This is a genomic window from Rothia sp. HMSC062H08, from assembly GCF_001810775.1.
Taxonomy (GTDB): Bacteria; Actinomycetota; Actinomycetes; order Actinomycetales; family Micrococcaceae; genus Rothia.
Map to the genome: position 1 here is coordinate 1 of NZ_KV802656.1, position 21,765 is coordinate 21,765.

Here is a 21,765-nt window from a genome sequence, read left to right on the forward strand (position 1 = left end):
TTGTTGTCCAAGAAACGGGAGGCAGTTCATTTTCTCAGCGGGGGCTTTTCGTGAACAGAACGCTGCCGCATCTGATGCGGCAGCTTGCTTCTCCCACCCACCCTCACGACTGACGGGTGGGAGAAATCTTGGGGTACGCCCCTAGCGAGCTGGACGCTAGGTAGAAAGCGCTAGGGACGTACCTGGGAGGCGCGCACACCGGTACGGATACCGGCTGCCTCCATGCGAGCGGACTCGTAGCTGCTCACCGCACGCAGACCCGAAGGCGCGTTGGTTGCCACCGCCTTTTCTCGCGGCTTTTCCTGACTCTGGGCGGGTAGAAAAACCCAGTGGCGCTGGACCGCGAAGCTGACCGGAATGAGGATCAGCTCGGTCAGGATCTTGGCAACCAGCAGGGATACTCCCAGGCCGGTCAGGGTTTCCATCAGAGCCGCATTGGCTGCGAGGATACCCACCGCCAGCACGGCGTACCGCACCAGCGAGGAGGATGCCGAGGGGCGTGCGCCTCCGTCGTGCATGAGCATTCGGTTGACGGTGAAGTTCGTCAGCGCCGAGATGATACGTGCACCGACTACGGCTGCCAGGAGCGGAGCACCCAAGCCCACCAGGATGAAGAGGGCGATAGCATCCACGAGGAAGCCGGTCAGGAAAGACGAGGCCAGGAAGGCGAGCAGCGGTGCGTAGATGAGCGCCGAGTCCTGCAGGGGCCTAAAGTGGCTGGTCGGGTTGCCCGGCTCGTAGACCTTCACGATGGGTACCTGTACCAGGTCCACGTCTGCGCGGGTTGCGCGCAGCAGCATGGAGAACTCGTACTCGTACTTATCGCCGGGAATCTGCAGTAGCCAGTCCAGGATCTGCGGGGTAAAGCCGCGCAGACCGGTCTGGGTGTCTGCCACGCGGGCTCCGGTCGCCAAGGCGAAGAAGCCTACGGTTGCGCTGTTGCCAATCTTGGAGCGCAGCGGCACCCTAGTACCTTCTTCACCGGCGTTCGGGTCGGGCTTGGTACGCACGCCGAGGATGATGCTCCTCTGCCCTGCCGCCGCGGCGGTTTCGGTGCGCACACCCACACGGAAGATATCCCGAGGTAGGTGCTGGCCGTCCGCGTCGGCGGTGACGATGACCTCGCCGGGGCGGTTTGCTTTCGCCCAGGCGATGCCGGTGCGCAGTGCCGCACCCTTGCCCCTGTTGGCGGGGTGGGTCTGCACGGTCACGCCGTCGATGCGCAGTTCGGTAAAGATGGGTGCGTAGGCGCTGCCGGATCCGTCGTCAATCACGAGGATTTCGACGGCAGGGTCCTGTGCGCGCAGGGCCCGGGCAAGGCGGACCAGTGATTGGTCCGGCTTATAGGCGGGTATCAGGATAATCACGATGCGCTCCCTGCAATGTAGAGGATGTCGCTGGTGCCGCGTTCCTTGGTGCCACCCTGCGGGCGGTTGACCAGCTTGTTGTTGAAGACCATGGCGGAGGAGCCACCACCGTCCAGGTTGTAGGCGCTCACGCAGCCGAGGTCCTTGAACATCTGGGCGAACTCGGGCATGGTCACGCCACGCGAGTAGTTGGTGGAGCGGCCGTCGACCACGATGAAGACCAGGTGGTTGGTGCCGAGCACGCCCACACCGGTTCGCGGCTGGTAGCCCTGGATGGAGTGGTTACCGAAGTTGGTGTCCACTTCGACGCTGTCGATGCCGTCGACGATTGCGGAGTCCTTGACCAGTGCGGGGCCGAAGGAGAGGGTGTTCCACACGCCCTCGTTGACGAGGGTCTGGGCGTTGGTTGCGGTTTCGTCGTAGAGCTTGACGGAGCCGTCGCGGTAGAAGGCCAAACCCTCGCGAGCGCCGGAGTCACGGTAGACGACGCCGTTTCGGATCACGATGCCGGTGGTACGGAAGCCGTAGTAGTCGCCGTTAATCGCCCAGATGCCGTTGTGTTCGGAGGCAATGTTCGAGGGGATGTCGATGATGTTCTGGCCGAACTTGTTGTTGGCGAAGGCACTTCGCAGCAGGGTTGCGTTGTCGAGCTTGATGTCTGCTACGAAGGAGACGACCGCATCCGAGCCGCTGCCGGTGGTGTTGGAGGTGATGGTGATTGAGCCTTCGTTAGCGGTGAGGCTCTGGCCGTTGACCTTCACGCCGGTCAGTTCGGTGGGATCTGCGGTGGCGGAGCCGGAGGCGCTTGCGTTTGCCTGAGCTGCTGCCGCCTCGTAGGCGGTGGTGTCTTCGATTTCAGTGTGCTCTGCCAGGTAGCGGTTGTATGCCCAGCCTGCACCGCCGCCGACTACTGCGAGTGCGCCGAGGCCGCCGCCGATGAAGATTCGACGGGTGAGCTTCTTCTTGGCTAGCTTCTGCTCTGCGGCGGTTTGTGCTGCGTTAGCTTGTTCTGCCGCGGTCTGGGTGGTCTGGTCAATGTTCTGAGTCATGTTCTGTTCGTTGTTCATGTCTCTAGAATGCCGGCCTATTCTCTGTGCCAGGCATGACTAAGCTGTGCAGAAGCTATGTATGGTTATTCATCCAAAGCTTTTTTATGAGTGTTCCTGCCGTATTATCAGAACTTGCTATGCATATATTTGTATAAACATGTGATTGGGCTGTGGGTGCCGAGGTATTCCTTCCATTAGCCACCGCTCCCCCACTCCCCGCAGCACTGACCGCGACCTCGCCTGCACGCACCCGCCAAAAGGGCACGAAAAAACCGGCTGAGCACCCCGTGTGGGGTCTCAAGCCGGTTCATCATCTGTCGAATACGCTCGGTCGATATGCACCGAATCATTCCGCGTATTCTTTATGCCTCATCCTCGTAGGACGCGTACTTTTCTGCGTATGCCGAGTAGTCGTCCTCGTCGTCATAGCGACGGCGGGACGAATCGGAGGACTTCGTTTTCTTCGCACTGCTGAGCTCGCGCTCGAGTGCGCTGTAGTCGGTCTCGGGGCTGAAGTACTTCATCTCCCGAGCCTGCCTAGTTGCTTTAGCCTTCTGACGGCCGCGCCCCATGGCGTGACCCCCTCTTTCATCCTGTCCAAGGCGAACAGCACGCGCGGCGCATCGCTCTCGGATCGTTCAACAGTCTTTACTACACTATAGAGTACCCTGTTTCAGCCCTGAATGTCTCGCTCAACGGCACCTATTTTGCGTATCATGACACTTCTTCGCACCGGAACAACCGTTTTATTTTGCACCGCGACTTTTACCCCAGACACCACAGAGCCCCGCACCGGACGTATCGCTACATCCAATGCGGGGCGAGTGCCTCCCCTACCGGCTCACTCACAAGACCGGGTTCGGAGAGGGTACCGTACCGGTCATGACATCCGGCACGGGGCTTGAGGGGTCTCCCCCACCGCTTAGCCTGCGGTGAAGGGGCGCTAGCTTGCGGTGAAAGAACCGAGCGAGGTGGCGTTAGAAGCCAGGGTGGTGCTGGAGGCATCCACGCTATCGGTGGTGGTGTACACGGTGTAGCTCTGGCCCTTGGTGATCTTGGAGCTGGAGACCAGGATCAACGCGGTGCTGGAGTTCGTCACCTTGTAGTTCGCCACCACGGTACCGGAGGAGTCGGTCACCTGTACGGTGGTGCCGGCGCTCAGGTTCGATACGTTGCTAATCTTCACGTAGCCGCTGGTGGAGGAGGTTGCGGGCGCCTCGAACATGTCACCGGAGTTCGCCGCGCTCACGGTCGTGCCGTTGAGCAGCAGGTCACCGTTGGTGTCCAGGGAGGTGTTACCACCGGTGAAGGGGCCGTTCACGACCAGGGTGCCGCCCGAGAGGGTTGCCGTGCCGTTGGAATCGATGCCGTCGCCGTTCGCGTTCACGGTGACAGTACCGCCGGTGATGTTGATGGTTGCGTCGACGACCTCGAAGGTGCCGCCGCCACCGCCCATGCCGCCGCCTGCGCCACCGCCAGCCGGGGGCTGACCCATGGCACCGGAGGGTGCCTGGCCGCCCGAGGGAGCCTGACCAGCCTGCGGTGCCTGACCGCCCTGTGCAGCGTTACCCTGTGCAGCCTGGCCGCTCTGGGTATTCTGCGCAGTCTGGCTGGTCTGCGTGGTGGAGGTCGAAGCCAACTCAGTGCTGGTCGAGTCGGTGGTAGTCGTAGTGCTGTACGAGGCGTTGATACCGTCATCCGAGCTGGTCACGTTCACGGTGCCGTCCAGAATGTTGATGTACTGCGCCTCAATACCCTCGTTCGCCTTGGTAATGTTCAGGGTACCGCCGGAGATTTCAAGCACGCGCTCAGCCTTGAAACCGTCATCACCTGCAGAGATGTTCACGGTACCGCCACTCAGGCGTACCCAGCCGCGGTTGCCGTCGGTGTCGTTAGTTGCCTTGATACCGTCCTTGGTTGCGGTCACGGTGATGGTGCCGTCCAGGATATCGACGTAGTCCTTACCCTTGATGCCGGTGTTTGCCGCGTTCACTTCCAGGGTGCCGGAGGCAATGACCAGGCCGTCCGTGGTGTGGATACCCTCTTCGTACTTACCTTCAACCTTCAGGGTGCCCTCGCCGGCAAGGGTCAGGTCACTCTTGGAGTAGATAGCTGCATCGGGGCTACCGCTGGCGGTATCCGAGTAAGAGGAGCCGTCAGAGACGGTGTTGGTGGTACCCGAGGCGGTGTAGATGACGACCTCGTCCGCCTCAACAACGTTGATAGCTGCACCGGTGGAGTTGGTGATGGTCGCGTTGTTCAGGATCAGGCGGACCATGTCGCTGTCAGCTGCCTCAACCTTGATCTGGCCCTCGTAGGTGCCGGTGAGTTTGTAGTTGCCCGCCTTGGTGATGGTGATGACGCCGTCGCTGACGGTCACGCCGTCGGTCGCGGTCGGGTTAGAAAGATCGATAGTAACTTCGCTGGAGGAATCCCAGGTGACGTCCTTTGCGGAGTAGTGGGTGTCCTCGGCGAGCTTCGCGCCGCTCTTCACGTCGGTGGAGAAGGAGTCTGCCACCTTCGACGTGGTGCCCGAAGTGCTCGAAGCGGAGGTACTGATTGCACTCGAAGCGCTGGCATTCGATGCCGAGGTTGCCGAGCAGCCGGTCAACGCCAGGGCTGCCAGGAGGGTAATGGAGGTTGCGCTCTTAATCATATTGCTCTTTTTCACGGGTTTTCCTTTGTGTTTGGGTGACCACTCGCGTAGAGCCAGCGCCACAGGGGTAAGACGTATGTGAAATGTGAATATGTGTGAGAGCGGTTATTGCCTGTGTGGGGCGAATACAGCCGATGTTGTGCTTGGTTCGGGGGGGTATAGATGAGGGGCTGGGGGTGCGGGTAAGGTAGGTGCACTACCCTACCCGCGCATCCCAGATTGCCGTTTTAGGCAGGTCGCTGTTTTAAGCGGGTTGCCATTTTAGGCGGCTGCGAAACGCTCGGTCAGCAGCTTCTGGTAATCCTCTTCGGTCATGTCATCCACGTTCAGGCGGGTGCCCTCAACCGGTTCCAGGTGCATCCAGTTCTTCAGGGTTTCTTCCCACTTGTTGCTTGCCAGCTGCGGGTTCAACGCCGCCATACCGGTTGCAAACTTGGAAATCTTCGCGGGGGTGATGCCCGCATCCCAGAGGTGCTGGTCTGCCACGGAGGGCTCCACGCCGGACTTGGTTTCGATGATGACCGCGTTCGGCAGGCCGTAGGTGGTGCCGACCAGGTTGCCGTGGAAGTTGCGGTAGTTCACGCCCGCCATGAGGATGTTCTCGGACATGGGGGTCCAGGTCAGGGCGTTATCTACGGTCATACGGGAGGCGACCGGGTTCTTCTCGCTCTGCGGCAGGAAGACCGTGGTACGGCGGTAGCCGGTGGTCAGGACCGCCTCGAGCTTGTGCACGGGGCCGGCGAGGATATCGCCGAGTGCTGCGGTGATGTACTCGTGACCTTCCACGGTGAGCGTATCGCGGTTCTCGAAGGTGTACGGGATACGCTTCTTGACGGTCATATCCTGCTCACCGTCGGTCTTGACCTCCAGGAAGGTCAGCTCCGAGTCCAGGTAGCTACGGGTACGAATCTTGAAGGTATCGTCGCGGCTGTAGGCTGCCGAGTGGTAGCTCTGCATCTGCGGGGTGTCGAAGTAGACCGAATCGTAGGCGAAATCGCGCTGGCCATCGATTTCCATGACGGAGGCGTCTGCATCGAGCGTGGAGAGTACCTTGGCGGCAGTTTCTGCGTCGACAATGTACTTGCGGTCCACGCGGGTCTGCATGGCTGCCTTCTCGTTCATGGCTTCGAGGCTGATGCTCTTCCACTCTGCGGGGATGATGTTTGCGACTGCGTTAGTCATGGGTCTTCGTCCTTCTGGGGTGCCGTCCCCGCGTGCTGTGCGCTGGGGGGCGGCGTGTCGTGGGTATTGGAGATGTTTGTGCAGTTGGAGTGAATCGGAGGCTTTTATACCGGCTGGTCTTACTTGCCCACCGGGGTGCGCTGGAGCGGAACCATCCGGGTGTCCAGGGTGGTGTGCGCCTCGGCGGTGGGAGCCTGAGGTGCTGCCGGGTAAGCTGCAGGAGCCTGCGATGCTACCGTCTGAGCGGCTACAGACTGAGCCGCAATCGGTGCTGCGTTAGCCGGTGCTGTCTCCACTGCCGCGGGGGTGCCGCCCTCGGTGGTTTCCTTGGGTTGGTAGGTGACGGTGGCGCGGGTCAGGTTGTTCACCATGTCCAGCTCGGTGATCTTCGCCGAGGTGACGGTGTAACCCAGGCGAGCACTCAGGTATGCCTTGAGCTCTTCCTCGTCGCTGATCGCACGATCGGCGGTGACGGCCTGAGTCTGATCGGTAGAGACCGGGGTGCTGCGCGAGTCGAGAATCGCGATCAGGGCGACCAGGGTAGCCATGAGGCCGAAGGCGATGTACGCCGGGCTAATGTTCACACCTGCGATCATGCCGACCGAGAGGGCTACGAAGTAGTAACCCACCTCGCGCTGGCTCAGGGCGGTGGAACGCAATCGGATAATCGACAGGACACCGAAGAGGCCCATACCCATAGCGGATGCGTTCGATCCGGCGGATACCAGCGCCACCGAGACGGTGAAGATGCCGGCGTTGATGACCGCGTAGGAAATCATCAGTTCGCGGTTGCGGTGCCGCACCATGTAGAGGGTGCAGAGAGCTGCGATGGCTACGGCATCGGCAATCGCCATGGTCAGAATAGTCATTGGGTGCTCCAGATATCGTGTCGTGATGTTCGCGATGCTCTTTGCTGTCTGTTCTTCAGCTCCAAGCTGTGCGTTCTTTGTAGTATCTAGATTCCCGTGCAAGCCTGTGTTTACCCTGTGCTGCCCTTAACTTAGAGATAAGTGTTAGAAGTCTCTAGTAAATCTGCTGGTCAAATGCACTAGAGGCTATTATTTTTTTTCCTCTCTCCACTACGTTTTCTATATCTTCTGCGGTATCAAAAGGCATAAAAAATGGGCTCCCTCCGATATGGAGGGAGCCCATAAAAGCAGCTAAAAACTTAGCGACTAGGCGTTATTATGCCTTCTTGCGCATGCGGGTTGCCACGATGGTCGCGCCACCAGCACCCAGAGCAATCAGACCCAGACCAGCAGCGGTCATCGCACCGGATGCACCGGTCTTAGCCAGGGAAGAAGAGCTCTTAGAGGATGCATTGGAGGAACCGGAGCCCAGGTTGTCACCGGAGCCGGAGCTCAGCGAAACGCTGTCGGAGTTCTGGTAGTCGGGACGCAACTCGCAACCAATACCGTCACCGTCGGCGTCGAACTTCTCCAGGAAGTCGGGATCACCCTTGTAGATGGGGCCGCCACGGTCTGCCCACACATCAGCGCAGTTCGGGTAACGAGACTTTCCAGATCCGTTAGAAGAGCCCTTAGAGTCAGCCTTATTCTCATAGTTGGGGTCCTCGTCACAGCCCTTATTGTCACCGTCAGCGTCGAACTTCTCACGGAATTCGGGATCACCCTTGTAAATGGGGCCGCCACGGTCTGCCCACACGTCAGCACAGTTCTGGTACTTGTAGGTCTTCTCATCCTTTGCGGAGGAGTCGGAGCCCTGCTCAGACTTCTGCTCATCAGACTTCTGCTCTTCGGCAGGCTTCTGATCCTCAGCGGGCTTGGTTTCCTTAGCCTCCTCAACGGCGGGTGCGGAGGTCTCGTCAGCAGGCTTGGGAGCCTCGGTGGTCGGCTCAGCAGTTGCGTCCTTGGACGGCTCGGGGGTCGGATCCTGGGTGGGTTCCGGAGTCGGGTCCAGAGTGGGCTCGGGGGTGGGCTGCTCTGCGACCTTAATGGTCACGGTAGCTGCCTTGCCGCCACGGGGAACGTCGCCGTCCTTCAGGGAGCCGGACAGCAGGTAAATGTCAACGGAAACGCTGCCGTGCAGCTCTTCCTGCCAGGGGATGGTGGCGGAGAAGTTACCATCGCTATCAGCGTGGATTTCCAGGTAGTCCTGGCCGTTAATCTTAACGGCGCCCTTGTTCAGCTTCAGAGCCAGAACGGAGCCGGAGGTGCCGTCAGCGGTCTTGAAGCCCTCGCCACCAATGTTCAGGCCCTGACCCTCATACCAGGTGTCGGGGGCAATGAACTGTGCAGAGTCTGCGTAGGTGTAGACAGTCTGAGGCGCGCCTTCAACAGCGAAGGTTGCGGGAACGGAAGTAGCAATGAGGCCACAGCCAATCAGAGCGGTGGCACCGATGCGTGCGATGTTGTTTCGAATGTTCATGCCCCCCATTCTAACGAGCGAAGCTTGGGATACCGGCTCCCAAGACGCCAATTTGCCATGACCTGACTCACAAACCGGGGTTTTCTTGAAGGTTTATTGAAGGCATGGTTGAACCATAGAGACCTTTTGCACCGCCGTGCACCCCTAAAGTCTCAATTGAGACTTGAAGAAACCAGCAAGTACATGCGCCATCCCACCGACACAACACGCCAACAAAAACCACCCCGTTAAACGCAAGAATCCCCTCCGCCGAACATTCAAAAGCGTTCAGGAGAGGGGACTCTCACGCACCGCACCGGGCGGCGGCAATAGTTTTAGGAGTTCTTGCGGTTGCGCACAGCGGTCACGCCAGCAACACCCAGACCCAGAGCTACCAGACCCATACCAGCAATAGTGAAGGCATTCGAAGCACCGGTGTTAGCCAGGGAAGAGCGCTGAGCGCGGCTCGAAGTGTAGCTGCTCGAAGAGGAGGAGCCGCCGCCCAGGTTATCCAGACCACCAGAGTTGCGGGACGAAGAACCCGAGGAGCTGTTGGAGGAGGAACCGTCAGTCACCTCGCTGTTAATGACCTCGCAACCCAGGCCGTTACCGTCGTTATCAAACTTCTGGCGGAAGTCCGGGTGGCTCTTATGCATGGGCGCCAGGCCAGCAGCCGCAACCTCTGCGCAGTTCGCAAAGCGAGTGCTCTCAGCCGAAGCGGTCACCTGCTCGGTAGCGGAGGTGGAATCACCCAGCTGATCCTTCGCCTCGTTCGCAACGGCTACATTCTGATCAGCCGAAGCAGAAGCCGAAGCCGATGCGCTCGCAGAAGCAGTTGCCGAAGCGGAGGGGGTCGCCACCACAGAAGCAGAAGCCGATGCGGTAGCCGAGGGGCTCACCGAAGCGGTAGCGGACGCCTTCTCATCGGCGCGGTCCTTGATCTTTGCATCCACGGAGGCAACAACCTCATCAGCTGCGGTAGCCGAAGCAGTCGCGGAAGCCGAGGGGGTTACAGATGCGGAGGGGGTAGCCACCACGGAAGCGGTTGCCGAAGCGCTCGCAGATGCGGTAGCGGAGGGGGTTGCTTCCTGAACGGAGCGAGCCTCAATCTTCACGGTGGCTGCCTTGCCGCCGCGAGCGGTGTCGTTGTCCTTCAGGGAACCGGAGAGCAGGTAGACGTCCACGGAGATGCGATCGTCCAGGTCGTCCTGCCAGGGAATGGAAACGGAGAAGTTGCCCTTCTCATCAGCCTGAACTTCCAGGTAGTCCTTGCCGTCAATCTTGACGGAGCCCTTGTTCAGCTTGATGGCGATGGTGGAGCCGGAGGTGCCGTCCTGGGTCAGGAAGCCTTCGCCGGTAATCTTCAGGGTTTCGCCCTTGTACCAGACCTCAGAAATGTGGGAGGTTGCCTTGTCGGAGTAGACGTAGGTGACGGACTCTTCACCGTTCTGAGCGAAAGTTGCGGGGATTGCGGTGACCGCCAGACCGCAACCGATCAGGGCGGTGGCACCGAAGCGAGTGATAGTGTGTCGAATGTCCATCCCATCATTTTATCCCCGCACGGTGGGTATATCCGCCTGTCCAGGGGCTATTTGCAATGACTTGCAACACAAAATAGCACTTTCGTGCAGTTAACAGCGGGTCATCTACAGGTCAGTGCACGCGCGGCAAAATTCGCTAGAGAAACAGCATTCACTGGAAAACAGCGCAGCCTAGACCTCTGCAACGACTCCGGCAACCTTAAACGTCAACGGCGTCGAGCATGAGTTCCAGCGCCTCACCCACGCCGCTGCGCCACAGGTAGGTAGCCTTCGCATCCGCACGACCGGGGCCGCCATTGATGACAGCGACCGGCTTGCCGGCACGCAGAGCCTCCAACACAATCTTGTAGCTGCTCATAACCGCCACCGAGGAGCCCACCACCAGCAGCGCCGAACATTCAGCGAGCATGGCGTCCTTGCGTGCCTTACGTTCGGCGGGCACGGACTCACCAAAGTACACCACATCCGGCTTGAGGCGGGTCGAACCACAGCCAAGGCAGGGCACCATCTGAAAATCGCGGATATAGCGGTCGTCCAACTCCACATCGCCATCAGGGTTCACGCGCAGCTCTTCGTCTTCAAGGCGCGCCAGGTAGCCGAGGTTCGCAGCATCCAGGCGTGTATCCAGGCTTTCGCGACTCTCGTCCTGCCCGCAGTCCAGGCACACAATACGAGAGAGGTCGCCGTGCAGCGCCAGCAGACGGGAGCTTCCAGCACGGGCGTGCAGCCCATCCACGTTCTGCGTAATCACGCCGCTCACGGCACCCAGCTGCTCCAGCTCGGCGAGCGCATAGTGGGCACGGTTCGGTTCGGCGCGGCGCATGCGGCGCCAACCCACGTAGGAGCGCGCCCAGTAGCGTTGGCGGGCGGCGTCATCGTAGCGGAATTCCTGGTAGGTCATGGGGCGGTGGTCGTGCAGGGAACCGCCGGGTCCGCGGTAGTTGGGGATGCCGGATTCGGTGCTTACTCCCGCGCCGGTGAGCACGAGAACCTTACCCGCCTTGAGTAGCTCGGCAATACCCGCGGAGGCGTATTCTTCGTCGTGCGGGGTGGCGTTCTCAGAGACAACGCGCTGAATCGAGCGGATTGCTGCACGGTGCACGGAGGCGATTTCTTCGCGCTGCTCACCGGCGGCGGCGAAGTTCTGGTGGTCAGTCCAGCGGTCCATTCTTCTCCTCAATTCTCTGTGTACTAGTGCGGTCAGCGCGGTTCTAGTGCGTTAAACGGCTGTGGGGCACCCCTTTCGAGGGTACCCCACAGCCTATTTCGTATGGTTTCGAATGTGCAAACTCAGCCACGGGCTAAGTCCGCCCAGCCAGCCGATTGAGCTTAGTTCTCAGCCTGCTGCTCACGCTCGGAGGTCACCGACAGGCCGTCGCTGGCAACGTCCGGGTTCACATCCACGGTCACGGTGTCACCGTCGTGAATAGCGCCGGAGAGGATGCCGCGAGCCAGGCGGTCGCCAATCTCGCGCTGAACCAGGCGGCGCAGCGGGCGGGCACCGAATGCCGGGTCGTAGCCGGTCTTACCCAACCACTCGAGGGCTGCCTCAGTCACGTTCAGGGTCAGGCGGCGGTCCTCCAGACGCTTAGCCATGCTCTTGATCTGCAGACCCACGATCTGGCCCAGGTTCTCAGCCGACAGGGGCTGGAACATGATGATGTCGTCCAGTCGGTTGAGGAACTCGGGGCGGAATGCCTGGTGAACAACCTCCAGCGCCTTCTCGGAGCGCTCCTCGAAGGGCAGGTCCTGGTTGACCAGGTACTGTGAACCGAGGTTCGAGGTCAGGATCAGGATGACGTTGCGGAAGTCCACGGTGCGGCCCTGGCCGTCGGTCAGGCGGCCGTCATCGAGTACCTGCAGCAGGATGTCGAAGACCTCGGGGTGTGCCTTCTCGACCTCGTCGAGCAGGACCACCGAGTAGGGGCGACGGCGTACAGCCTCGGTCAGCTGACCGCCCTCTTCGTGGCCAACGTATCCGGGAGGGGCACCGACCAGGCGGGACACGGTGTGCTTCTCGGAGTACTCGCTCATGTCGATGCGTACCAGGGCACGCTCGTCATCGAACTGGAACTCAGCCAGTGCCTTAGCCAGCTCGGTCTTACCGACACCGGTCGGGCCCAGGAACAGGAAGGAACCAATCGGGCGGTTCGGGTCGGAGATGCCGGCGCGGGCGCGGCGCACAGCGTCAGAGACAGCGACTACTGCGGCTTCCTGGCCAATGAGGCGGGCACCGATGCGCTTCTCCATTTCGAGCAGCTTCTCGGATTCACCCTGCATCATGCGGCCTGCGGGAATACCGGTCCAGGAGGAAATCACCTCGGCAATATCGTCCGCGGTGACCTCTTCGGAGACCATGGACTCGTTCTTGGCGGTGTCCTCGGCGCGCTGTGCTTCTTCCAGCTCAGCCTGCTTTGCGGGAATCTCGCCGTAGAGCAGGCGGGATGCCTCAGCAAGGTTACCCTCGCGCTGTGCAACCTCTGCGCGGGAACGCAGCTCGTCAATCTGGGTCTTGATGTCACCCACACGGTTCAGGCTAGCCTTCTCGGCTTCCCAACGGGCGTTGAGGGCATCGAGCTGTTCCTTCTTGTCAGCCATGTCCTTGCGCAGTGCTTCCAGACGCTCAACCGATGCGGGATCGGTCTCGTCGGCAAGTGCCAGTTCCTCCATGGTGAGGCGGTCCACGGCGCGGCGCAACTGGTCGATTTCCTCCGGTGCGGAGTCAATTTCCATGCGCAGGCGGGATGCTGCCTCGTCAATCAGGTCAATTGCCTTGTCAGGCAGCTGACGGGAGGGAATGTAACGGTTGGACAGGGTTGCAGCGGCAACCAGCGCGGAGTCAGCGATCTGCACCTTGTGGTGTGCCTCGTAGCGTTCCTTCAGGCCACGCAGAATACCGATGGTGTCATCTACGCTGGGCTCGCCCACGTACACCTGCTGGAAGCGGCGCTCCAGGGCGGGGTCCTTCTCGATGTTCTCGCGGTACTCGTCGAGGGTGGTGGCACCAATCAGGCGCAACTCGCCACGAGCAAGCATGGGCTTGAGCATGTTGCCTGCGTCCATGGAGCCTTCGGATGCGCCAGCACCGACAACGGTGTGAATCTCGTCGATGAAGGTCACAATCTGGCCCTCGGACTTCTTGATTTCTTCGAGGACTGCCTTCAGGCGCTCCTCGAATTCACCGCGGTACTTTGCGCCTGCAACCATGGAGCCCAGGTCCAGGCTGATGAGGGTCTTGCCGCGCAGGGATTCGGGCACGTCGCCGGAAACCATGCGCTGTGCCAGGCCTTCCACGACGGCGGTCTTACCGACGCCGGGCTCACCAATCAGAACGGGGTTGTTCTTGGTTCGGCGGGAGAGCACCTGCACGACGCGGCGAATCTCAGAGTCGCGGCCGATGACCGGGTCAAGCTTGCCTGCGCGGGCAATGGCGGTCAGGTCGGTGCCGTACTTTTCGAGAGCCTGGAAGGTGCCCTCGGGGTCGGGGGTGTCCACGGTGCGGTCTCCTCGGACGTTGGGGATGGTCTGTGCGATGAGCTCTGCGGTAGCGCCGAGCTTGTGCATTGCTTCAGCGGTGCTATCGGTTCCGCTGGCAATGCCCAGCAGAATCATTTCGGTAGAAACGTAGGTATCTCCGAATCCCTGGGCGCGGGTCTGTGCCGCCTGCAGAGCGGAGAGCGCGGCACGGCTGAGGGAGGCGTTCTGCACGGAGGCACCGGATGCCTTCGGCAGCTTCTTGATTTCAGCGGATGCCGCCTCGGAGATAGCGTCCACATCCAGGCCTGCAGCCTTGAGGACTGCTACGGCGACGCCTTCGCGCTGGTCCATGAGGGCCTTGAGGATGTGTGCGGTTTCAATAGTGGGGTTGCCGGCGGTTTGAGCATTAGTATTTGCCGCCGAGATGACTTCTTGACTCTTGGTGGTGAACTTGTTGTCCATGATGTTCCTTTCGTGTTTCGAGGGGCTTATCCTATGCGCCCCTGCATTACACAACTTGAGTCTACTCCACTCAACTATGTTTCGCAAGCCTCCTGCAAAAAAATTTTCGTATTTTTCGCCCCACCTCACACCCCCTGACCCCCAAACAAAAGCCCCCGCCAAAACTCCCTGTCAAAGCCCCAGTCGAAGCCGCATTGCTATACTGACCGGATTGGGCGCTTGCAGGTTCCCATAACAGCTAAAGATTAGGGACCCCACATGAAAATACTGGTTCTAGGCGCAACCGGCCGCACCGGCCGCCTCTTCACCCACAAAGCCCTCGAGGGCGGGCACACCGTCACCGCCTACGTGCGCAACCCCGATAAGGCGCACACACTACTGGGAGCACACCAGAACCTCACCATCACCCCCGGTACCCTGGACGATGCCGAACGGCTCGCCGCAGCATCCGCCGGGCAGGACGTCATGGTGAGCACCCTGGGACAGAAGGCCACGGTGCGAGAGTTCCTTCACGGTACGTTCCTACAGGAGCGCCTGCCGCTCATCATGCAGGCGGTCACGGGCGCAGGCGTAAAGCATTGCGTTCTGATGAGTGCCTACGGTGTCGGCAATACGGTACGGACCGCGTCCCTCCCCATGCGCCTGGTGTGCAAGGTCATCATGCGCGGCATTTTTACCGACAAGGTTAAGGCGGACGCCCTGGTCGCCGAATATCAGCCGTATATTTCGCGTGCGCATCCGGGCAGGCTGACCGATCAGCCCGGTAAGGGCGGAGTGAAGGTATTTGATATGGCGAGCGTCGAGCGAACTCCGGGCATCCCCACGATTGCCCGTGAAGACGTCGCCGATGCGCTACTCACTATCGCCAAGAACCCCCAGAACGCAGGCACAGATTTTTTGGTGACGATTGGGGACGTTACCCTACGCTCACCCCAGAAATAAACCGGTAGGCTTAATGACATGACGACTACGAACACCTTCCCCGCCGCCATTCTCTTCGACCACGACGGAACCCTCGTCGATACTGAACCCGTATGGGCTGCCGCAAAGGTTGCTCTCGCCGCAGAATTTGGCGGCACCTGGACTGAGCAGGACACCCTCGACTGCCTGGGCCTATCCATGCAGTTCACCCTGGATCGCCTGCGTGAGCGCGGCGTGAACCTGCCGGACGAGGAGATTAACGATCGACTGGTGGCAAAGGTGCGCGAGGCCCTGGCACACCAGCCGGTCGAATTTCTGCCCGGCATTGAGCGTTTCCTCTTGGAGGTTCACGATGCGCAGATTCCGGCGGCAGTCGTCACGAATGCGACCACCTCCGTGGCTCGCCGCACCGCGAATGCGGCACCCGTGGGCACGTTCTCGGTGGTTATTGGCAACGATGAGACCACTAACCCCAAGCCGGACCCGCAGCCCTATCTTTTGGCGGCGGAACGTCTGGGTGTTGACCCGACTCAGTGCGTGGCTCTCGAGGATTCCCCTTCGGGCGTGCGCAGTGCGACCGCGGCGGGTATGCGCGTCATTGTTGTACCGGGCGAGCTGGAGGTTCCGGCAGAGCTGGGCACCGCGCGCCTCAAGCATGAGGAGCTGACCCTGGAGGCGGTTCGCGCGCTAGTGAACCAGTAGGATTCCACTACACCCCATCATGTGACGATTTATTACGAATTACTCAAAATAATCTTGACAGTGGTCTCCTAAAATGGTTTACTCATAATAACGATTCGGCGGGGCGTCAACCCCCACCGAACCGCAAGCATCACAGCAACATGAAGGAGACCATCATGGCATTCGCAAACTACACCGCACCCGGCCTGACCCTCGAAGAAGGCAAGGGCATTTCCGAGGTTCTCCAGGCACGTCTGCACGACCTGAACGACCTGCACCTGCTGCTGAAGCACGCTCACTGGAACGTGACCGGCCCCGGCTTCATCGCCGTTCACGAAATGATTGACCCCCAGGTCGACACCGTCCGCGAGTTCGTCGACGCCATCGCAGAGCGTATGGCAACCCTGGGCGCAACCCCCAACGGCCTGGCTGGCGCACTGGTCGCACAGCGCACCGTCGAGGACTACCCCGTCGGCCGCGCACGCGTTGCCGACCACCTGCACGCCCTGAACGACGTGTACACCCGCGTGATTGAAGCCCACCGCAAGGCGATTGCGTTCGCTGGCGAGTCCGACCCCGTCACCGAGGACCTGCTGATTGGTCAGACCGCCGAGCTGGAGAAGTTCCAGTGGTTCATCCGCGCGTTCCTGGAGAACAGCGCAGGCGAGATCTCCGAGTAAAGCTGGCGATAATCGCTAAATTCATCCCGGCCGCTACCGGCCAGCTGAGCGCTCCCGGCCCATAGCCGGAATAGATGCTTACCTTCGGGCGGGCGTTCCCACACGCTGTGTGGGGACGCCCGCCCGTTTGCACACCCGCGTCGCGCTATCTACCCCTCTTTCCTGTAGCCTACCAACCGCATCGTTCCGGCGCTTCGACCAGGAAAGATTCCTCGACGCGGGGGCTCCCAAAAGTACGTTGGGGCGAACTTCAACACCCGGTGGAGCCGTCCTAGATTTCCGATTCCAAGTGCTTTACAGTGGTTCACTGGCCAACACAGATTTGAACGCATTATCAGCGCGCGCGGGGCCAGACACCCCGCACGCACCGCATCCGCGGAAGGGATTTATGAGTACGCACGCACCCTACGAGCACGGCGCTGAAACCGAGATGCTCCAGAACGAGCCGGCACGCCACCGGGCAGTTACCGACCCGACCCCGGCGCAGATTAAGCGTTGGCGCCGTTACCTGGCCGACGAGGAATCCGAGGCGCGCATCTATCGCTACCTGGCGAAGCGTGCCGAGGGTACCGACCGCGAAATTCTGCTGCAGGTGGCGGAGGCAGAGAAGCGTCACCAGCAGCATTGGCGTGACATGCTCGGCGAACACGCGGATGTTCACGTGCGCCCGTCCATGCAGTCTCTGGTGCTGCAGTTCTTGGCGAAGAACTTCGGTTCGGTATTCATTCTGGCGATGGCTCAGCGCGCCGAGTCCCGCTCCCCCTACGCTGAGGATCCGGACGCCACCGAGGAAATGGCGGCCGACGAGGCGATTCACGAGGAAATTATCCGTGCCCTGGCGACCAGTGGCAGGGAGAAGCTTTCGGGTAATTTCCGTGCGGCAGTCTTTGGCGCTAACGACGGTTTGGTGTCGAACCTGGCGTTGACTATGGGCATTACCGCCTCGGGCGCATCCAGCTCGATGGTTCTGCTCTCGGGTATTGCGGGTCTGCTGGCGGGTGCGCTGTCGATGGCGGCGGGTGAGTTCGTGTCGGTGCGCTCTCAGCGTGAGCTATTGGATGCATCCCAGCCGACCCAGGTGACCCTGCGTGTTGCACACGATTTGGATTTGGACTCGAACGAGCTGGAGCTGATTTACCGTGCGCGCGGTATGGAGCCGGACGCAGCGCATCACCGTGCGATGGAGCGTTTCGGCTACATGGATTGTGACTGCGATCCGTCGCTGTCTCACCGCGAGGGTGAGGATCGTGAGGAGAACGTGGCTTTGGGTACCGATATTGGTGCCGCCGCAGCGTCGTTCGCGTTCTTTGCTTCGGGTGCATTGGTTCCGATTCTGCCCTATATTTTCGGTTTTTCGGGCGTGTTCGCGATGGTGCTATCTCTGCTGTTTGTGGGTGCGGCGCTGGGCTTCACCGGCGGCGTGGTGGGTCTGCTTTCAGGTGCTTCCCCGCTCAAGCGCGGTATTCGCCAGATTCTAATTGGTTTTGGTGCGGCGTTCGTGACCTATCTGCTGGGTCTGGCGTTCGGCACGACGGTCGGCTAGTTACAACACCCCCCAATAAGCTCTCAACAAGTGTATATAGCCGCTCTGGAATTCGTTTTCAAGCATTTGAGAACTATACAGATGCAGAAATCCCCCGGTGGATACATTCAGTGTATCCGCCGGGGGTTTTCTATACGCTCTGACCCCGCGCAAGGGGTTACCCTACTACGGGCTGAGCCCTATTACGGGTGAATCTCCGCGGTGGTGGCCTGACCGGAAACGCTCTCAGAACCGGTCGCGCCGTTGCCGGAGTAGGTCAGGTTAGCGACCTGCACGCTGGACGTCTGCTTGTACGAAACCCAGCCGTCGTTTGCCGGGAAGCGCAGCTGCGCCGGCATGAAGTTAGTCTGGCTGTAGTACTTGGTGCCGGACTGCTTCATGGTGTACGCCTTGCTGGTGGTGTAGACGATACGACCCTTGAAGGTGTAGGTGCCGTCGGAGTTCTGGGTGATGGTCGGTACTTCTGCGGTCCAGGTGCCAGCGGTCTGTGCGACGGACAGGTACTTTGCCTGGCCTGCGGAGGCTACCAGTTCGGTGGTCTTACCGGTCAGCTTGCGACCGGAGGGGGCCCATGCCTGGCCGTTGATCTTACCGAACTTAAGGAGCGACTGTGCGCTGGCGGCGACGGTGTACTCAACCTCGGTCACGAAGGTTGCGCCAGCTGCGAGGGTGACGCTGCTGCCGGGGATGTAGCCGGTGCCGGTTGCGGTGTCCTTGGTCGGTACGGACCACCAGAAGCCGCTGGAGGACATGTACGCGCCGTTTGCGCCGGTCTGGGAGTTGGTGACGGGGGTGAACTTACCTTCACCGTTGACGTAGGTTGCGCTCTTGGGCTTGGAGGTTGCGTCGTCCCAGTTGATGTCGGAGTCGGGGGTGCCGGAGGCGGTGAAGTGTGCCTCGGGGGTTGCCGGGTTGATGGTGCCGGTGTTGTTGGAGGATGCGTAGCCGACGTAGCCGCCGTTGTTCTGCACGCTGACGTACACGCCGTACTGTACGCCGGGGGTTTCCTTGGATGCTGCGTAGGCGGGCACTGCTGCGGAGGCTGCGACGACGGGTGCAGACCAGACGCCTGCCTTGGCGATGGTGCGGCGAGAGATGGGCTGGGTCATGAGTGTGGTGATCTCCTGTGAGTGGTGGTGTTTCTTGGAGCCGCCCAGAAAATGATTCTGACTAGGCTCAACGCCCTCCAGTATACAAAGGTTCTGGTCATACTTACATCTTTTTGCGGCACCATGTGCACAATCTTACTTTCTAGTGCAATATTTGCTAGCGCTAGAGGGGCGTTAAAAGCGCAGATGCCGGTAGCCTCATGGACTACCGGCATCTGCCGCAATTTTATGCTGTTTACTTCGCTGCGAAGATTTCGCGCATCAGGTTTGCAGCCTCGGAGGGGGTCTTACCGACCTTCACGCCTGCTGCTTCCAGAGCTTCCTTCTTCGCCTGAGCGGTACCGGAGGAACCGGAGACAATAGCGCCTGCGTGGCCCATGGTCTTACCCTCAGGAGCGGTGAAGCCTGCAATGTAACCAACGACGGGCTTGGTCACGTTTGCCTTGATGTACTCTGCAGCACGCTCCTCAGCGTCACCACCGATCTCACCAATCATGACGATTGCTTCGGTCTCGGGGTCAGCTTCGAAAGCTTCCAGAGCGTCGATGTGGGTGGTGCCGATGATGGGGTCGCCACCAATACCAATAGCGGTGGTGAAACCAATGTCAGACAGTTCGTACATCAGCTGGTAGGTCAGGGTACCGGACTTGGAGACCAGACCGATCTTGCCTTTGCCGGTGATGTTCGCCGGGATAATGCCGACCAGGCACTCCTCGGGGGAGATGATGCCGGGGCAGTTGGGGCCAATGATGCGGGTGATCTGCTTGCCGTTCTCGTCCACGGATGCCTTAGCAGCTGCCCAGAACTCTGCGGAGTCCTGAACCGGAACGCCCTCGGTGATGACGACGACGAGGCCAATCTTAGCCTCGATAGCCTCGAGAACTGCTGCCTTGGTGAAGGCCGGGGGAACGAAGACGATGGAGACGTTCGCGCCGGTCTTCTCCATAGCCTCAGCTACGGAACCGAACACGTTCAGCTCGATGTCGGAGCCGTCCTTCGCCTTGTGGGTGACGGTGGTGCCAGCCTTGCGAGCGTTCACGCCGCCCACAATGTTGGTGCCTGCTGCGAGCATGCGTGCGGTGTGCTTGGTACCCTCACCACCGGTGATGCCCTGAACGATGACCTTGGAGTCCTTGTTCACAAAGATAGACATATTACTTCCTTGAAATCCTTTGCTGGCGATTACGCCTTGTGAGCGAGCTCTGCTGCCTTGTCAGCGCCGGAGTCCATGGTCTCAGCCAGAACAACCAGCGGGTGGTTCGCCTCGGAGAGGATACGGCGACCCTCAGCAACGTTGTTGCCGTCCAGGCGCACAACCAGGGGCTTGGTTGCTGCGTCGCCCAGAATCTCCAGAGCCTTCACAATGCCGTCTGCCACTGCGTCACATGCGGTGATGCCGCCGAAGACGTTCACGAAAACGCTCTTGACCTGCTCGTCGCCCAGAATGATTTCCAGACCAGCAGCCATAACCTCAGCGGACGCGCCGCCACCAATATCAAGGAAGTTTGCGGGCTTGACGTTGCCGTGGTTCTCACCAGCGTATGCAACGACGTCCAGGGTGGACATAACCAGACCTGCACCGTTACCAACGATGCCGACCTCGCCGTCCAGCTTCACGTAGTTCAGGTCGAACTGCTTTGCCTTAGCTTCCAGCGGGTTCTCAGCGGACTTGTCCACGAGAGCCTCGTGCTCGGGCTGGCGGAATTCTGCGTTGTCGTCCAGGGAGACCTTGCCGTCCAGGGCGAGGATGGTGCCCTCGGGGGTCAGAACGAGGGGGTTAACCTCAACCAGGGTTGCGTCTTCCTTGGTGTAGACTTCGCCCAGCTTGACGAGAACGGGAACAACCTTCTCCTGCAGTTCTGCGGAGAAACCTGCTGCCTTAGCAATTTCCTCAGCCTTAGCCTGGTCCAGGCCAACCAGCGGGTCAACCTCGATCTTTGCCAGTGCCTCGGGGCGCTCAGCAGCGAGCTGCTCAATTTCCATACCGCCTTCTACCGAGCACATTGCCAGGTAGGAGCGGTTTGCGCGGTCCAGCAGGAGGGAGAAGTAGTATTCTTCGGCGATGTCTGCGCCGTCAGCGACCAGCACGCGGTGAACGGTGTGGCCCTTGATGTCCATGCCGAGAATTGCCTTAGCGTGCTCGTAAGCTTCTTCGGGGGACTTTGCGAGCTTAACGCCGCCAGCCTTACCGCGGCCGCCGGTCTTAACCTGAGCCTTAATGACGGTCAGGCCGCCAATTTCCTCAGCTGCTGCCTTTGCTTCTTCAGGGGTGGTCGCAACAATGCCCTTGAGCACGGGTACACCGTGCTTTGCGAAGAGCTCGCGCGCCTGGTATTCGAAAAGGTCCACAGGTGTCCTTCTTCTTCGAAGTGGTGCCGAGTACTGGTGCACTCGGCTTGGTCATTAGAGGAGGTTCCCCTGTGTGTCCGGTACGTGCGATAGGTGTCTCTCGCACCCGGCGCACACGCATCATTGACGCGGGGAATTTCTCTCGTCTCTACTCTATCGGATTCGGCGTGAGCTCGCACTCACGGAACCCTAAATCTGAGATTTTAGCGACTCAGCTCACAAATATTTTGGGTACATTCTACCCAAAGGCTGTGCACCGGGTAACTAACCCAAACTCGCGCTCCCCCATCCGCCGCGAAATACCGGCGAAAATGCGGCGTTTACCGCCGTGCTCTGCAAAGCCCCAGTCCCCTTCTCAGCAGGCGGACAACACGCCCGGTA

17 protein-coding genes are annotated in these 21,765 nt (G+C 60.3%); 4 read left to right on the forward strand and 13 right to left on the reverse strand.

The features are described from left to right. Positions 1-170: 170 nt before the first annotated feature. The 10 genes from HMPREF2765_RS01970 to clpB all read right to left on the reverse strand — a co-directional run bounded on the left by HMPREF2765_RS01970 (position 171) and on the right by clpB (position 14,101). Positions 171-1,367: a bifunctional glycosyltransferase family 2/GtrA family protein gene (locus HMPREF2765_RS01970; RefSeq protein WP_070604149.1), complete on the reverse strand. Its 1,197-nt coding sequence runs from the start codon at positions 1,365-1,367 to the stop codon at positions 171-173. After that, positions 1,364-2,434: a phosphodiester glycosidase family protein gene (locus tag HMPREF2765_RS01975; protein WP_070604150.1), complete on the reverse strand. Its 1,071-nt coding sequence runs from the start codon at positions 2,432-2,434 to the stop codon at positions 1,364-1,366. Before HMPREF2765_RS01975 ends, HMPREF2765_RS01970 begins: the two co-directional genes overlap by 4 nt. A 344-nt stretch (positions 2,435-2,778) precedes the next feature. Beyond that, the gene (locus HMPREF2765_RS01980; protein WP_005504588.1) at positions 2,779-2,988 is read right to left on the reverse strand and encodes a DUF3073 domain-containing protein; all 210 of its coding nucleotides are present in this window, start codon (positions 2,986-2,988) and stop codon (positions 2,779-2,781) included. Positions 2,989-3,359: 371 nt separating this feature from the next. Beyond that, positions 3,360-5,087 (reverse strand): carbohydrate-binding domain-containing protein, encoded by a 1,728-nt coding sequence (locus HMPREF2765_RS01985; protein ID WP_070604151.1) that lies wholly within the window; start codon positions 5,085-5,087, stop codon positions 3,360-3,362. A gap of 246 nt (positions 5,088-5,333) precedes the next feature. Further along, the gene (locus HMPREF2765_RS01990; RefSeq protein ID WP_070604152.1) at positions 5,334-6,254 is read right to left on the reverse strand and encodes a polyphosphate polymerase domain-containing protein; all 921 of its coding nucleotides are present in this window, start codon (positions 6,252-6,254) and stop codon (positions 5,334-5,336) included. Between the two features lie 119 nt (positions 6,255-6,373). Next, positions 6,374-7,123 carry a DUF4956 domain-containing protein gene (locus HMPREF2765_RS01995; RefSeq protein ID WP_070604153.1) on the reverse strand — a complete coding sequence of 250 codons (750 nt, stop codon included), beginning with the start codon at positions 7,121-7,123 and terminating at the stop codon, positions 6,374-6,376. A gap of 316 nt (positions 7,124-7,439) precedes the next feature. Beyond that, positions 7,440-8,642 (reverse strand): excalibur calcium-binding domain-containing protein, encoded by a 1,203-nt coding sequence (locus HMPREF2765_RS02000; RefSeq protein ID WP_070604154.1) that lies wholly within the window; start codon positions 8,640-8,642, stop codon positions 7,440-7,442. A gap of 314 nt (positions 8,643-8,956) precedes the next feature. Continuing rightward, positions 8,957-10,162: an excalibur calcium-binding domain-containing protein gene (locus tag HMPREF2765_RS02005; RefSeq protein ID WP_070604155.1), complete on the reverse strand. Its 1,206-nt coding sequence runs from the start codon at positions 10,160-10,162 to the stop codon at positions 8,957-8,959. 199 nt (positions 10,163-10,361) lie between these two features. Continuing rightward, complete coding sequence (locus HMPREF2765_RS02010) at positions 10,362-11,330, reverse strand: Sir2 family NAD-dependent protein deacetylase (protein WP_070604156.1); 969 nt, start codon at positions 11,328-11,330, stop codon at positions 10,362-10,364. 161 nt (positions 11,331-11,491) lie between these two features. Beyond that, on the reverse strand, positions 11,492-14,101 hold the full coding sequence (clpB, locus tag HMPREF2765_RS02015; protein ID WP_070604157.1) for an ATP-dependent chaperone ClpB: 2,610 nt from the start codon (positions 14,099-14,101) through the stop codon (positions 11,492-11,494). A gap of 258 nt (positions 14,102-14,359) precedes the next feature. Between clpB and HMPREF2765_RS02020 the strand changes: the two genes are divergently transcribed. The 4 genes from HMPREF2765_RS02020 to HMPREF2765_RS02035 all read left to right on the forward strand — a co-directional run bounded on the left by HMPREF2765_RS02020 (position 14,360) and on the right by HMPREF2765_RS02035 (position 17,926). Then, positions 14,360-15,043, forward strand: coding sequence for an NAD(P)-dependent oxidoreductase (locus HMPREF2765_RS02020; RefSeq protein ID WP_070604158.1), 684 nt, complete (start codon positions 14,360-14,362; stop codon positions 15,041-15,043). 18 nt (positions 15,044-15,061) lie between these two features. After that, positions 15,062-15,724 (forward strand): HAD family hydrolase, encoded by a 663-nt coding sequence (locus tag HMPREF2765_RS02025; protein WP_070604159.1) that lies wholly within the window; start codon positions 15,062-15,064, stop codon positions 15,722-15,724. A 155-nt stretch (positions 15,725-15,879) separates the two neighbouring features. Next, positions 15,880-16,383 carry a DNA starvation/stationary phase protection protein Dps gene (gene dps, locus HMPREF2765_RS02030; protein WP_044150096.1) on the forward strand — a complete coding sequence of 168 codons (504 nt, stop codon included), beginning with the start codon at positions 15,880-15,882 and terminating at the stop codon, positions 16,381-16,383. 388 nt (positions 16,384-16,771) lie between these two features. Continuing rightward, positions 16,772-17,926 carry a VIT1/CCC1 transporter family protein gene (locus HMPREF2765_RS02035; RefSeq protein ID WP_070604160.1) on the forward strand — a complete coding sequence of 385 codons (1,155 nt, stop codon included), beginning with the start codon at positions 16,772-16,774 and terminating at the stop codon, positions 17,924-17,926. Positions 17,927-18,108: 182 nt separating this feature from the next. Here HMPREF2765_RS02035 and HMPREF2765_RS02040 read toward each other — a convergent pair whose 3' ends face one another. The 3 genes from HMPREF2765_RS02040 to sucC form a co-directional block, all read right to left on the reverse strand. Next, positions 18,109-19,035: a hypothetical protein gene (locus HMPREF2765_RS02040; protein WP_049363461.1), complete on the reverse strand. Its 927-nt coding sequence runs from the start codon at positions 19,033-19,035 to the stop codon at positions 18,109-18,111. A 235-nt stretch (positions 19,036-19,270) separates the two neighbouring features. Beyond that, complete coding sequence (gene sucD / locus HMPREF2765_RS02045) at positions 19,271-20,188, reverse strand: succinate--CoA ligase subunit alpha (protein ID WP_005504562.1); 918 nt, start codon at positions 20,186-20,188, stop codon at positions 19,271-19,273. A gap of 29 nt (positions 20,189-20,217) precedes the next feature. After that, the gene (gene sucC, locus HMPREF2765_RS02050) at positions 20,218-21,384 is read right to left on the reverse strand and encodes an ADP-forming succinate--CoA ligase subunit beta (RefSeq protein WP_005504561.1); all 1,167 of its coding nucleotides are present in this window, start codon (positions 21,382-21,384) and stop codon (positions 20,218-20,220) included. Positions 21,385-21,765 lie beyond the last annotated feature (381 nt).

Coding starts and splice junctions, on each gene's coding strand:
- HMPREF2765_RS01975 (WP_070604150.1), bottom strand. CDS start 2,434: ATGAACAACGAACAGAACATGACTCAGAACATTGACCAGACCACCCAG.
- HMPREF2765_RS01980 (WP_005504588.1), bottom strand. CDS start 2,988: ATGGGGCGCGGCCGTCAGAAGGCTAAAGCAACTAGGCAGGCTCGGGAG.
- HMPREF2765_RS01990 (WP_070604152.1), bottom strand. CDS start 6,254: ATGACTAACGCAGTCGCAAACATCATCCCCGCAGAGTGGAAGAGCATC.
- HMPREF2765_RS01995 (WP_070604153.1), bottom strand. CDS start 7,123: ATGACTATTCTGACCATGGCGATTGCCGATGCCGTAGCCATCGCAGCT.
- HMPREF2765_RS02000 (WP_070604154.1), bottom strand. CDS start 8,642: ATGAACATTCGAAACAACATCGCACGCATCGGTGCCACCGCTCTGATT.
- HMPREF2765_RS02005 (WP_070604155.1), bottom strand. CDS start 10,162: ATGGACATTCGACACACTATCACTCGCTTCGGTGCCACCGCCCTGATC.
- HMPREF2765_RS02010 (WP_070604156.1), bottom strand. CDS start 11,330: ATGGACCGCTGGACTGACCACCAGAACTTCGCCGCCGCCGGTGAGCAG.
- clpB (WP_070604157.1), bottom strand. CDS start 14,101: ATGGACAACAAGTTCACCACCAAGAGTCAAGAAGTCATCTCGGCGGCA.
- HMPREF2765_RS02020 (WP_070604158.1), top strand. CDS start 14,360: ATGAAAATACTGGTTCTAGGCGCAACCGGCCGCACCGGCCGCCTCTTC.
- HMPREF2765_RS02025 (WP_070604159.1), top strand. CDS start 15,062: ATGACGACTACGAACACCTTCCCCGCCGCCATTCTCTTCGACCACGAC.
- dps (WP_044150096.1), top strand. CDS start 15,880: ATGGCATTCGCAAACTACACCGCACCCGGCCTGACCCTCGAAGAAGGC.
- HMPREF2765_RS02035 (WP_070604160.1), top strand. CDS start 16,772: ATGAGTACGCACGCACCCTACGAGCACGGCGCTGAAACCGAGATGCTC.
- HMPREF2765_RS02040 (WP_049363461.1), bottom strand. CDS start 19,035: ATGACCCAGCCCATCTCTCGCCGCACCATCGCCAAGGCAGGCGTCTGG.
- sucD (WP_005504562.1), bottom strand. CDS start 20,188: ATGTCTATCTTTGTGAACAAGGACTCCAAGGTCATCGTTCAGGGCATC.